This window comes from Methylobacterium sp. CCH5-D2 (assembly GCF_001556475.1).
Classification (GTDB): Bacteria; Pseudomonadota; Alphaproteobacteria; order Rhizobiales; family Beijerinckiaceae; genus Methylobacterium; species Methylobacterium hispanicum.
In genome coordinates this window covers 1-12,285 of the sequence record NZ_LSIX01000383.1, presented here as the reverse complement: position 1 = coordinate 12,285, position 12,285 = coordinate 1, and the positions used below count along the sequence as shown (strand labels likewise).

Sequence of the window (12,285 nt, the reverse complement as noted above, 5' to 3'; positions counted from 1 at the left end):
CGCCGCCCCTGGGGCTGGCGCCACGCCGGCTGGCACGGCCGTCACTGGGGCTGGCGCCACGCCGGCTGGCGTCATCGCTGGTGAGGAACGGGGCCGGCGCACCCGCGCCGGCCCCCCGGCGGATCCATCCGCGCGCTCGGACGTCTTCCCGGCGAAGCTTTTTCGCGCCGAGGGGACCCTGTGAGCATCGGACTGATCGCGCTGCTGGACGACGTCGCGGCCCTCGCGAAGATGGCCGCGGCCTCCCTCGACGACGTCGCCGGCCAGGCCGCGCGGGCGGGCGCGAAGGCCGCGGGCGTCGTCATCGACGACGCCGCGGTCACGCCGCGCTACGTCGTGGGTTTCGCCGCCGAGCGCGAGCTGCCGATCGTCGGCCGGATCGCGCTGGGGTCGCTGCGCAACAAGCTTCTGTTCCTTCTGCCGGGCGCGCTCGCGCTCAGCGCCTTCGCGCCCTGGGCGATCACCCCGCTCCTCATGCTGGGGGGCGCCTATCTCTGCTACGAGGGCACCGAGAAGGTCTACGAGGCCCTCGTCCCCCACGGCGCCCATGCCCACGAGGAGGACCTCGCCGCCTCCGCGCACGACCGGACCGCGGAGGACCGACGCGTGGCGAGCGCGATCAAGACCGACTTCATCCTCTCCGCCGAGATCATGGCGATCACGCTGGCCGCCATCCCGGAGGGCAGCTTCTGGATGCGCGCGGCCGTCCTGGCAATCGTGGCGCTGGGCATCACGGTCGCGGTCTATGGCGCGGTCGCCCTGATCGTGAAGGCCGACGACGCCGGCCTCGCGCTTGCCGGCAATACCGCGCCCGCGCCGCTCGGAAGCCTCGGCCGTGCGATCGGGCGCGCCGTGGTCAAGGGCATGCCCGGCCTGCTGAAGCTCCTGGCGATCGTCGGCACCGCGGCGATGATCTGGGTCGGCGGCGGCATCCTGGTGCACGGGCTCGAGACCTACGGCCTCACGGCCCCGGCGCACGCGATCCACGCGGCGGCGGCGTGGGTCGGGGACTGGCTCCCGGCGGCCCGGGGCGGCATCGAGTGGCTCGTCACGGCCGCGGCCTCGGGCCTCGTCGGCCTCGTCGTCGGCGGCCTGCTGATCCCGCTGACGAGCTTCGTCCTGGCTCCGGCCTGGCAGGGCGTCGCGCGCCTGCGGCAGCGGGCGGCCTGAGCGGTCGCGCATCCCCACGGGTCCACGACGGCCGCGCCGAAGCGGAACCGGCCCGGCACAGGCCGGGCCGTCCGATGAAGACTCCGTGGCCGGCTCAGTTGGCGCGCGAGACCTCCACGAGGTTGTCCGAGAAGGACGGGGCGTGGCCCATGTCGGTGAAGGCGCCCGACGAGATGCTGTTGACCGTGCCCTCGTTGAGCTGGCGCCAGTAGCCCAGCGTCGCCACCACGATGCCGGCCCGCACGTCGTCGGTGATGCGGGCCACGCCCTTGAAGGCGCCGCGGTCGTTGGCGACCTGCACCCGGTCGCCGTCGCGGATGCCCCGCGCCTCGGCGTCCGCTTCGCTGATCATCACGAACTGCTCGCCCTGGCCCCGCTGCTTGTCCTCCATGTTCGCGTAGCAGGAGTTCAGGAAGTAGTGGCTCTTCGGCGAGACGATGTTGAGCGGGTAGCGTGCGGCGAGTTCCGGGTCGTTCGCGTGCGATTCCCGCGGGCCGAGATAGTCCGGCAGCGGGTCGAGGGCCTCGCCGGGCTGGAAGCCCTCGTACATCTGCCGGAAGGGCGGCGCGACGAAGTTCGTGGCGCCCTCCACCTTCAGCATGCACTTGCCGGTCGGCGTCGGGAAGTTGCCCGCCCGGTGCGGGGCGCGGTCGTCGGGCGTGCCGACCTTCAGGCGGGCGAAGCCGTGCTCGCGCATGTAGGCGAGGTCGATCCCCTCGCAGGCCGGGGAAGACCAATCGACGTAGTGCTCGAGGCACTCGCTGTCGGTCCACTTGAAGTTCTCCTCCTCGAACCCGAGCCTCGCGGCGAGCCGGCGGAAGATCTCGTTGTTCGGGATGGCCTCGCCCGGCGCCTCGGCGCACTTGGTGTTGTAGGTGAGATAGAGGTGGCCCCAGGACAGGATCATGTCCTCCATCTCCGCACCCATGGTCGCCGGCAGCAGGATGTCGGCGTAGGAGGCGGTGTCCGAGATGAAGTGTTCGGCCGAGACCATGAACAGGTCCTCGCGCATCAGCCCCGCGACGATCTTGTCCGTCTCGGGCGCCTGCGTGACCGGGTTCGAGTTCCAGCACATCATCGACATGATCGGCGGGTCGAGCTGCATCTCGCCGGTCAGCGCCCGGCCGATCTGCAGGTTCGAGACGACGCGGGTGCCCTCCGGGATCAGGTCGGGGCGGCAGATCACGTCGAACCGGTAGGGGTGCTCCCAGACGCCGAACTGGGTGACGCCGCCGCCGACATGGCGCCACGCGCCGGTGAGCGCCGGGATGCAGGTCACCGCCCGGATCGTCTGGCCGCCGCCGTAGTGCCGCTCCAGCGCCACGCCCATGCGGATCGCCGCCGGCTGCGCGGTGGCGAGTTCGCGGGCGAGCGTGCGGATATCCTCGGCCGGCACGCCGGTGATGCCCTCCGCCCATTCGGGCGTGCGGGTGCGGGCCCGCTCCTTCAGCTCCTCGAAGCCGACCGTGTAATTGTCGACGTAGTCCTGATCGACGAGCCCCTGCGCGATGATCGCGTTGATCAGCGCCATGGCGAGCGCGCCGTCCGTGCCGGGTTTGGGCGCGATGTGCCAGTCGGCGCCCTTGGCGGTGCGCGAGGCGTAGGCGTCGATGACGACGACCTTGGCGCCCCGCTTCTGGGCGTCCTTCACGATGGCCCAGTGGTGCAGGTTCGTGCTGACCGAGTTGCAGGCCCAGATGACGATGTACTTGGAGTGGATGTAGCTGTCCGGGTCGAGCCCCGCGGTCGGGCCGACCGTGAGCAGCCACGCGGTGCAGGAGCCCTCGCCGCAGAAGGTCCGCTCGGTCACCGTGGCGCCCAGGCGGTTGAAGAAGGCGTCGCCCCCGTTCAGCCCGTGCACGAGGCCCTGGTTGCCCAGATAGCTGTAGGGGGCGATGGCCTGCGGCCCGTACTGGTCGATGATCGCCTTCCAGCGCGCCACGATGGTGTCCAGCGCCTCGTCCCAGCTGATCCGCTCGAACTGCTTCGAACCCTTCGGGCCGACCCGCTTCATCGGATGGAGCAGCCGGTCGGGATGGTAGTGGCGCTTCTCGTAGTCCTTCAGCTTCACGCAGAGACCGCCGCGGGTCATCGGGTGATCCGGGTTGCCGCGTACGCCCTGAAGCTGACCGTCCTTGACGTCGAACAGCATCGAGCAGGTGTCGGGGCAATCGTGCGGGCAGCCGCCGAAGAACGTCTCGGTCACACCCTCCGACTTGGCGCCGGATTCCTTGGCGCCGGCTTCCTTGGCGCCGAGCAGGGACTCGGGATTGACGATCTCGTTCATGTTTCCTCCGCGGTCGAGCGCCCGGCCTTCTTGGCGTTCCGGGTGGCGTGCTCGGTCCGACCTCAGGATGCATGGAACCGCGAACAATTCCAAATAGAACCCCCGGGCCGGGCACCGGGCTGGCGCGTTCCCGCCGGCCTCGCCCGCCCGCGGGCGGGCCGCGGCTCTCAGTCCTTGTTTCGACGCGCTCTCTTTCGCCGAACCGGCATCCACTTCGGCGCAGAGCGCTCTAGACAGGTCGGCCGGCGAACCGGGCCGCCGCGATCTCCTGGCGGCTCGCCAGCCCGTGCGCGCGCGCGATGTCGATCACGTAGAGCGGTATGGCGGTATCGACGCCCGCGGTGTCCCGGTCCCGGAGCAGGCGCACGGCGCAGGGCTGGAAGTTGGCCTCGTCCCCCAGCACGGCGTTCGCCTCGCTCTTGAACATCCGGGCGAGCTCGGTGTCGCCGTCCGCGGCGGCCGCGCGCTGCAGCCGGTTCAGGCCCTGCACGAGGTCGCGGGCCGCCGGCGTCAGGGTGGAGATGACCTCGAGGCTGCGCTCCTGCGCGTCGGCGGCGGCCGCGTCGAGGACCCCCCGGAATGTGTCGCGCAGGGCCGGGTCGGCCTCGAGCAGGTCGCGCGTGGGCCGGTTCAGCACGCCCCACAGCGTCTGCGCGGTGTCCAGCACGCCGCGCACCTGCGTGCGCTGCACGATGGTGGCCTGGTCGAGTTCGGCCGACGCGTCGTCGCCCACGCGCAGGTTGCGCACCGTCATCTCGCGCGTCACCGCCTTGCTCCAGACGAGGTCGTGCGGGATCGCGCCCAGCGCCTCCTTGGCGATCAGCCCCAGGAGCGCGTTGCCGCCCGTCGCCGCGAGGCCGAAGCCCTGCTTGCCCGCCGTCTCGGCGGCCGAGGCCTTCAGGTTCGTCAGGGTGTCGGGGTTCAGGTTCCCCGCCAGCACGTCGCCCCTGGCCGCCGCGCCGGCCGCCTTGCCCAGCGCCTGCAGGTCCATCGCGGCGCTCGGCGTGATGCCGAACGACACCTCGTAGCGGGTGGTCTCGGTCCGGTAGGTCCGGTCGAGCGACGTGCCGCTCTCGGAGCGCAGGTCCCCCGAGGCGGCCGCCCGGGCCGCGACGCCGAGCGTGAGGCCGCCGGGCTTCTCGGTCCAGGACCCGCCCCGGGTGTCGGCGCCCGCATGCGCGGCGCGGAAGCCGATGCGGGCGGCGCCCGACAACGCGGCCTCGACCTGTCCGAAGGTCACGCTCACCGCCGTCGGGTCGCGCATCGCGTCGATGACGTCGCGGCCGGGGGGCTCGCCGTCGAGCGTCGCCATCAGCGCTTCGACCACGGCCTTGCCGTCCGCCAGCGTGAGCATCTCGCCCCGGCTGGAACCGCCGCCGACCCCGAGCCCGCCCGTGAGGACCGCCTCCGCCCGGAAGCCGGTCGCGGTGAAACCCGTGTCCCTGAAGCTGTCCGGGCTGAGGCCGACCGAGGCCTGGACCCCGGCCGTCGCCTTCAGGCCCTTGAGGCCCCCGACCTCCCAGCCCCCCTCGGTCCGGCGGATCACGAGGTCGCGGGTCGTCTGGCCGCTCAGCCGCACCGTCACCGACGACAGGAGCGCGGGATCGAGCTTCTGCGTCCACTTGGCCGCCACGACCTGCCCACCGCTGACCGCGAAGCTGTCGCCCGGCTTCAGGGCGCCGACGAGGGTCGAGAGCTCGCGCGCGGTCCGCTCGTCCATCCGGGCCTGCTTGGTGACCTGGAGGGCGACCGCGTCCTTGACGGCCCCGACGTTGAGCACCTTCTGCCGCTGCTCGGCGAAGCCCGCCGAGGAGAAGAACGAGGGCGCGGTGCCGAGCGCCTCGCGGAAGTCGTCGAACTTGGCCTCGCGCGCGGCCCAGGCCTCCACGGAGGCGTCGGTCATCGGTGCCCGCAGGAGGGCGGTGATGCTGGCGCTCATCATCGCGGTGTCGACGCCGACCGCCCGGAGGCGCTCCTCGATCGCGTCCCGGTGCCGGGCGGGCTCGAAGGTGCTGCCGGGCGCGCCCCCGGTCGTCTCCAGCATCACCTCGGAGGCGACCATGCGGATGACGCGGTCGAGGGCGTCGTGCGCCGTCTCGTCGAGTTCGAAGGCGCGCCGCAGGTCCGACGAGCCGGTCCAGGCGAGGGCGGCGGCGACCTGCAGGTCCGCGCGGCCCTGGACGAGGCGCTTGAGGCCGGTGACGACGCTGCCTTCCGCCCCGACGACCACGCGCTTGTCCCGGGAGGCCTCGATCGTCCGGATGCCCTCCTCGATGGCCTTCAGCTCCGCGCGCGCCTTTGGGATCTCCTCGCGGAGCGCGATGACCGCGAGCGCGCCCGGGAGGGCCCGCAGGATCTCGGCCTCGCTCGGCCCGTCCGCCTTGATGCGGGCGACCTCGGCCTTGTCGAACATCCGCTCCAGCTGGTGGGGGGCCAGGGCCTGGACCGAGCGGGCGGCCCGCTCGGCCATCCCCGCCATGCGGATGCCCCCGACCGTGCCGTTGGCGATCCGGATCTCCTCGGCCGCGGCGCGCAGGACCTTGGCGGCGCCGAGGCCGTCGGGCTTCTCCTCCGCTGCGGCCCCCGCTCCCCGCTGCGCGGCGAGGGCGGCGCGATGCGCGTCCGTCCGCTCCTGCAGGGCCGCTTTCCGGTCGTGCAGGTCGATGAGGTCCCGCTCGATCCGGTCGCGCTGGGCGCCCGCCTTCAGCATCAGGGCGTAGTGTCCCGTCGGGTTCTTGTCGCCGAGGATCTTCGCCTGCAGCCCGATGACCACCCGCTTCAGCGCCTCCGTCTTCTCCGCGGGGGTCCCGGGCTCAGCGCGGGTCGGGTGGAGCGAGCGGAAGGCCTGCTCCCGGACGGTGTCGACGAGGTTCCGGGCGGCGAGGTCCGCCCGCTTGGCGGCGAGGCTGTTGATCGCCCGCTGGTTGTTCACGTCGCCCAGCGTCTCCTTGCCGACCTGGGCGAAGCCCGTCACCGCGGCCCGGACCTGGGCCCGGTCGCTCATGTTGCGCCGCCCGAGGGCGACGCTGGTGTCGAACACCTCCTGGGCGGTGCCGGCCTCGTAGCCGATGGTCTTCAGCTTCTCGGGATCGAGCCCGAGGAGGGCGACCACGCGCTCGGCCGATACGTGCCTGCCGGCCGCGCCCGGGTCCGCCTGCCCGAACAGGGCGGCCTGTTGGCTGCCGGCCTCCTCGAGGAGCTGCGCGTAGCGGGCGATCTGGAAGGCGCCGTCCTCGCCCATGGAGGCGAACGCCTTCAGCGTCTCGAGTTCGAGCAGGCCGCGCTCGGTCCTGACGGGCGCCTCGCCCGCTTCCTGCGCGCGCCGGCCGGCCGCGACCTCGGCGTCCGAGTCGATGTAGCTGCTCACCGCCCAGAGGAGCTGGGAGGCCACCAGCGTCGCGTTCGCGGGGCCGATCGTGCGGCCGAGGCGGCCGAGCTGCTCCTGCAGCGCCTCGTGGGTGCCCGCGAGCGCGCGGGCGGCCGCCATCTTGCCCTCGAAGGCCGTCAGCAGGTCCGGGCCGCCGGCCCGCAGCGCCTCGCGCATGCGCGCCGGCGCCGTGCCGCCCGCGGGCCCGAGATCCGCCCCGCCGAGCCGCTCCGCGTCCGCCCGGAACGCCTGCGCGGCGCGCTGCTCGAAGGCTTGGGAGCGCAGCTCCGTCGTGAGGGCGCGCAGGGGCGTCGCGCCGAGCTTGAGCCCGTTGAGGAGGTTGAGCGACAGCGCCTCGTCGTCCCCGCCCAGCACCCGCACGGCCGCCGCGAGGGTCGCGGCGAGGTCCGCGCCCCTCGGCTGGCTCCCGTCCACCACCGTCCGCATGGCGTGCAGCGGATGCTGCTCCGCGAGCGTGCGCACCAGCGCGCCCCCGGCGAGGTCGCGCAGGCTGCCGGGCGGCAGCCGGTCGCGCAGCGCCGCGAGGCCCTCCGCCAGGGCGGCGAGCTCGGGCGCGGATGCCAGCAGGGGCAGCTCGACGGCGATCGCCCGCAGGAGGAGCTGGCGGCGGCTCTCGCGCAGGGCCGGCATGTCCGCCTGCCCCGGCTCGGCGAGCCGGGCCTCGACCGCGCCGAGTTCGGCCGCGACGGCCGCCCGCGGGGCCGCCTGCGCCGCCAGGAGCGCCCTGGCGGCGGCGGCGCGGTCGGCGGCCGGCACCTCGGGGTCGTGGGCCCGGCCGTAGGCGGGCTGGAGCGCGGCGGCCAGCGCCCGCGTCTCGCGCGCCGCCGGGCCGGCACCCTCTGCGGCCGCGCGCTGCGGCGCGAGGCCGCCCGCGCCGAGGAACCGCTCCCTGACGCTGGCGGGCGGCGCCTTCGCGGTCCACGCCGCCGCGCCCGGCACGAGCCCCTTCGCGGGCCCGGCCCGTACGAGTTCGGTTGCGCTGCGCGCGGTCCCTCCCTCCGAGGGCTTCGGCCCGGCCTCGCCGGCGAGCGCGCTCACGTCGAGGCGGGGGCGGGGCGGCGTCGCGATCTGGGTCATGGCGCGGCTCGGGTTCGGAGCGGGAAGGAGGGGCAGTCCGGCCGCAGGCCCCTCCGGCGGCGCGGGGGCTCCTGGGGACGGGCGGCCCTACAGGCGGAAGGTGTAGCTCTCGGAGGCGAAGGGTTGTGCGGCCTCGGGCTCGCCGGACGCGGCGGCGAACCGCTCGCGCAGGGTCGCGACCGCGCCCAGATGCTCGGCCAGGATGGTGTCGAGCTGCCCGCCATCGCAGCGCCGCGGGACGGTCCGGCACAGCAGGATCGTCCGCTCCGGGGCATCGAAGGCGAGCCACGCCCCGGGCAGCGGCAGCCCGAACAGGTTCCACGACAGGGCGCTGCGCAGGTGCTCGGCCGCGTCGCTGCGCAGCACCGCCGCGTGCAGGAAGGCGACCTCCGCCCCGGCCGGGCATTCGAGCACGAGCGTCACGTCGCCCCGGAAATCGAGGCGTACCCGGCCGTCGGCATCCAGGCCGGCCTCCGGCCCCAGCAGCGCCCGCAGCGCCTCGCCGATCGTCGATCCGTCCGAATATGCCACGCCGGCCCCGCTGGTTCGCGCCGGCACGATAGGCCGCCGGCACGCCCGGACCTGTACCGTTGAGCACAGCACCCCGCCTTCGGTGAGCCGGAGGATTATTGAAACCGAATCCGGAAACCCTACGTACAGGCACCCTCCCGAACCGCAATACCAATCAAGCTTCCGAGCTGTCGCTCCGCTATGGATGGACCCTGACCGAGCGGGGGGCACGATGGATCAGGAGCAGAGCGGCCGGCCCGCACCCCTGGATGCGCTGCACGCCCGTGCTCCGGTCTTCTCCGATTCCACCCTCGTCGAGGCCCGCCGCGCGCCGCCGCAATCCCTGCGCGACAAGGCGCCGGGACCGGAGATGGCGCGGTTCGGCGACGCCCCTCCGGTCGGGCTCTTCGCCCGCTCGCGCGACTTCGCCGGCCTGGGTGCCGAGGCCAGGGCCGCGCTGGACAAGGCGGCGCTGCGCCGTCGCCACGCCCATAACGGCTTCATCTACCTCCAGGACGACGAGGCGGCGTACCTGTACTTCGTCGTCTCCGGCCACGTCCGCATCGCCTCGCTGATGGAGGACGGGTCGGCCGTCCTGCACGCCATCCTGCCGCCCGGCGAGAGCTTCGGGGAGCTCGGCGTGTTCGATGGCTCGACCTATTGCGACATGGCCACGGCGATCGGCCCGGTCGTGACCGCCGGCATCCCCGCGCAGACCCTGCGTCTTCTCTCGGACCGCTATCCCGAGATCGGCGCGGCGCTCGGCCGGGTCGTGGCGCGCCGCTATCGCGGCTACGTGATGCTGACCCGCGACCTCAGCCTCAAGACCCTCTCGGCGCGGCTGGCCCAGTCCGTGCTCCGGCTGGCGGGCCATCTCGGCACGCGCGCGCAGTATCGCGGCCGCGAGGTCGGCACGCTGGGCAGCACGGTGACGCAGACCGACCTCGGCCTGATGGCGCGCGGCTCGCGCGGGAACGTCAACCGTGTCCTCAAGACCTGGGAGCGCGCCGGCTGGATCGCCGTCGCGGATCGCTGCATCCTGATCCTCGACCGGGCCCGGCTCGAGGGCTTGGCCGTGGAGGATTGCTGATGGACGCGGACCGCCCCGAGCCGTCCTTCGGCATGACAGACCTCGAGGAGGCGCTGCGGGGTCCGTCGGGCGGCGAGGTCCGCCGCGCGTCCCTGGCGCGCCTCGACGCCGCCCTCGACCGGGTCGAGGTGCAGCTGCGGGCCGGCCTCGACCCGCGCCACCGCGCGCCGACGCAGAGCCTCCGCGCCGCGCTCGTCACCGCGCGCGACCTCCTGGCCGCCGCACCCACCGATTAGCCCATCACAGATCCGAGGAGAGATTCCCCATGGCAGGCAGTGCAGCACCGACCGGAACGTACTCGTTCTACGGCGCCACGGACAACACGCGCGGCACCTACGCGACGAACTTCAAGAGCTACGACGGCTTCGACCTGATCTGGCGGCAGAACTACCTCCAGGGGCAGATGAAGAGCATCGAGAACGACATCCGCAACATCGAGCAGAACGCCAACCTGTCGGACACCGAGAAGATGTTCTCGATGCAGATGGCGATGAACTCGTGGTCCGCCATCAGCAACCTGCGCACCAACATGCTGAAGACGGTCTCCGACACGCTCAAGTCGGTGGCGCGCAACGTCGCCTGAGGCAGGGCAGGAGCCCGGGGAGCAGCGATGTCCGGTTCCGCCGAGATCACCCGGCAGAATATCGCGACCTTCAACGCGATCTCGCCCGTCGGCGGCGAGGTCATGGAGGAGGCCCGCGGCAGCTACCGCGGCGAGACCGTGACCCTCGCCTCCGACGAGGCCAAGCTCGCCGACGCGGCCGAGGAGATCGGCATGTCGGTCGCCCACCGGGCCGACAAGAAGTCGCTCGGCCAGCGCAGCGTGCGCCAGGGCCAGGCCGCCTATCCGGAAGCGCTCGCGCGCCTGCGCGAGTATCTCGACGAACTCCCCGACATGCCGCGGGAGACCGAGCTCGTCGATCTCGTCGAGACGCTGCAATCCTTCCAAGACCTCCTGGCCGGGACCGGAAAGGGGGGCTCGGCCCCCACCAAGGAGGACGTGCTCGCCGCCCTCCAGGCCTTCGACGCCGACGTCACCCACCAGTATGCGGGGCTGGAGATCGCCCGCGCGCAGTTCGAGGCCGGCGGGGCGGAGCCGGCCTTTCTCGCCCTGCTCGACGAAGCGCGCAGCGCGTTCGAGACGAGCGCGGTCGGGCGCGACGTGCGGGCTGGCTTCGCGGCGGCGGCCGTCGCCTCGCGCGCGGCCGAGACCCTGGAGACCGATCCGGCGACGGTGCGGGACGTCTACCGGGCAATGCTGCGCGACACCCCGCATATGGGCCAGCTCTTCGACGCGCTCGGCAAGTTCGCGCTCCTCACGAACTTCGACGCGGCGGTCGAGACCTTCATGGCGGCGGCGGGACGGGACCTCGGCAGCACCGGCCCCTCGACCGACCCGCTCTTCCTGCACGGGCTGCTCACCGAACTCGGCAAGCTGAAGAAGATGCAGTCGGCCCTCGACGGGATGGGCGATCTTGTCCAGTTGACCGAGCGCGGTCTCCCGGCCGACCGCCGCGGTGCCGACGTGACCGCCCTCACGAGCCGGATGCTGAACTTCGCCGCCCTGGCGGGCGCGGGGGCGGCGGATGCCCGGCGCCTGCTCGGCAGCTTCGCCGAGCAGGGCCTCGGGGTGCAGCTTGCCTTCACCAACGGCCTGCGCGGCCTGCACGGCGAGCTGCCCGACGACGTGATGCCCTCGCTTCCCGCGCGCCTGCAGCAGGTCAAGGCGATCCTCGCCATCCTCGACGAGATCGTCGCGGCGGAGGAGGGCGTCTACGCGAAGGGCCAGGAGGAGACCCGGTGAGCTTCGGGCGCGGCTTCCTGCTGTTGGGTCAGAGCTTCGCGGACCGGCTCGGCCTGCCGCTGAGGCCGGCCCGCGACGGCAGCCTCAGCTTCGCCTTCGCCTCGACCGGGACGCTCTCCCTTACCCCGGCTCCGGACGGGTCCCGGGTCTTCGTCGGCCTCGCCCGTCTCGCACGGCGGGCGGACGGCGACCGTCTGCGGCGCGCGCTCATGCAAGCCGGTCATCAGGCCTCGACGGGCCGGGTCGTCCGGGTCGGTCTTGCCGCCGACGACAGCCTCCATCTCGTGACGGATCTGGCCGACAGCGAGCTTGATCTGCCCAGCCTCGACGCCTGCCTGCAGGAACTGTCCGGTCTCCATGACCGGATCGCGTGAGGTCGGCGCCGGCCGCCGCGCGGTCGGGCGCCTGTCGCGGGCGGGTCGCTCAGGCGGCGGCGCGCCATGTTCCCGAAGCGTCGGGATAGAGCACGATGCAGCCCTCGGCCTCGCGGGGCTTCGTCTCCGGCTCGTCCTCCCCATTCCAGGAGCGGATCTCGTGTTCGAGACACTCGCGCGAGATGATCCCGGTCGAGTACATCTGAATAATTTCGGTGATCGTGCGGCTCGGCATGGTCGATTGCCCTTGACGGGATGCGGGATTTGGGAACTCAATAGACTATTCCCGCTCTCGGTTCCGTCGTGCGCGTGCCGGACCGCACCTGTGCTGTCCCGGGCGGCGAGCGCACCTGCCCCGATCCCGCGCAGGGCTCTGCCGGCAGCCCTCGCGGCAGCGCTCCTGGCGCTCACGCTTCTCGGCGGCGCCGGGGCCCCAGCTCGGGCGCAGGACAGCCTGATCATGCAGGAGCTCGAGCGCCGGGAATACGAACTCGGCCTGCGGATGCGGGAGCAGCGGCGGCACGAGGAGATGCGCCGCGACGACTTGCGCCGCGACGACTTGCGCCGCGACGACTTGCGCCGCGA

11 protein-coding genes are annotated in these 12,285 nt (G+C 72.9%); 7 read left to right on the top strand and 4 right to left on the bottom strand.

The window, feature by feature from the left end:
• Nucleotides 1-180: 180 nt before the first annotated feature.
• Nucleotides 181-1,170 (top strand): DUF808 domain-containing protein, encoded by a 990-nt coding sequence (locus AX737_RS36735; RefSeq protein ID WP_066918936.1) that lies wholly within the window; start codon nt 181-183, stop codon nt 1,168-1,170.
• 94 nt (nt 1,171-1,264) lie between these two features.
• Here AX737_RS36735 and AX737_RS36740 read toward each other — a convergent pair whose 3' ends face one another.
• From AX737_RS36740 to AX737_RS36750, 3 genes are all read right to left on the bottom strand, one after another.
• Complete coding sequence (locus tag AX737_RS36740; RefSeq protein ID WP_066918938.1) at nt 1,265-3,457, bottom strand: molybdopterin oxidoreductase family protein; 2,193 nt, start codon at nt 3,455-3,457, stop codon at nt 1,265-1,267.
• Between the two features lie 229 nt (nt 3,458-3,686).
• On the bottom strand, nt 3,687-7,922 hold the full coding sequence (locus AX737_RS36745) for a hypothetical protein (RefSeq protein ID WP_066918940.1): 4,236 nt from the start codon (nt 7,920-7,922) through the stop codon (nt 3,687-3,689).
• An 87-nt stretch (nt 7,923-8,009) separates the two neighbouring features.
• Nucleotides 8,010-8,453: a CesT family type III secretion system chaperone gene (locus tag AX737_RS36750; RefSeq protein ID WP_066918942.1), complete on the bottom strand. Its 444-nt coding sequence runs from the start codon at nt 8,451-8,453 to the stop codon at nt 8,010-8,012.
• 211 nt (nt 8,454-8,664) lie between these two features.
• Here AX737_RS36750 and AX737_RS36755 point away from each other — a divergent pair, with 211 nt between their 5' ends.
• Genes AX737_RS36755 through AX737_RS36775 form a run of 5 tightly spaced genes read left to right on the top strand, consistent with a single transcriptional unit; the run spans nt 8,665 to nt 11,700 of the window.
• Nucleotides 8,665-9,522 carry a Crp/Fnr family transcriptional regulator gene (locus AX737_RS36755; RefSeq protein ID WP_066918944.1) on the top strand — a complete coding sequence of 286 codons (858 nt, stop codon included), beginning with the start codon at nt 8,665-8,667 and terminating at the stop codon, nt 9,520-9,522.
• Nucleotides 9,522-9,758 carry an EscE/YscE/SsaE family type III secretion system needle protein co-chaperone gene (locus tag AX737_RS36760; RefSeq protein ID WP_066918946.1) on the top strand — a complete coding sequence of 79 codons (237 nt, stop codon included), beginning with the start codon at nt 9,522-9,524 and terminating at the stop codon, nt 9,756-9,758. Before AX737_RS36755 ends, AX737_RS36760 begins: the two co-directional genes overlap by 1 nt.
• A 29-nt stretch (nt 9,759-9,787) precedes the next feature.
• Nucleotides 9,788-10,105, top strand: coding sequence for an EscF/YscF/HrpA family type III secretion system needle major subunit (locus tag AX737_RS36765; protein WP_082772853.1), 318 nt, complete (start codon nt 9,788-9,790; stop codon nt 10,103-10,105).
• 27 nt (nt 10,106-10,132) lie between these two features.
• Nucleotides 10,133-11,326, top strand: coding sequence for an HrpJ domain-containing protein (locus AX737_RS36770; protein ID WP_066918948.1), 1,194 nt, complete (start codon nt 10,133-10,135; stop codon nt 11,324-11,326).
• A complete protein-coding gene (locus tag AX737_RS36775) occupies nt 11,323-11,700 on the top strand; it encodes a hypothetical protein (RefSeq protein WP_066918950.1) in 378 nt (125 codons plus the stop codon). Before AX737_RS36770 ends, AX737_RS36775 begins: the two co-directional genes overlap by 4 nt.
• A 49-nt stretch (nt 11,701-11,749) precedes the next feature.
• On the opposite strand, the gene AX737_RS36780 is transcribed toward AX737_RS36775, so the two are convergent.
• On the bottom strand, nt 11,750-11,935 hold the full coding sequence (locus AX737_RS36780; RefSeq protein ID WP_156453503.1) for a hypothetical protein: 186 nt from the start codon (nt 11,933-11,935) through the stop codon (nt 11,750-11,752).
• A gap of 90 nt (nt 11,936-12,025) precedes the next feature.
• On the opposite strand from AX737_RS36780, the gene AX737_RS36785 reads away from it, so the two are divergent.
• Nucleotides 12,026-12,285 (top strand): hypothetical protein (locus tag AX737_RS36785; protein ID WP_156453504.1); only part of this gene is annotated, 260 nt, incomplete at its 3' end.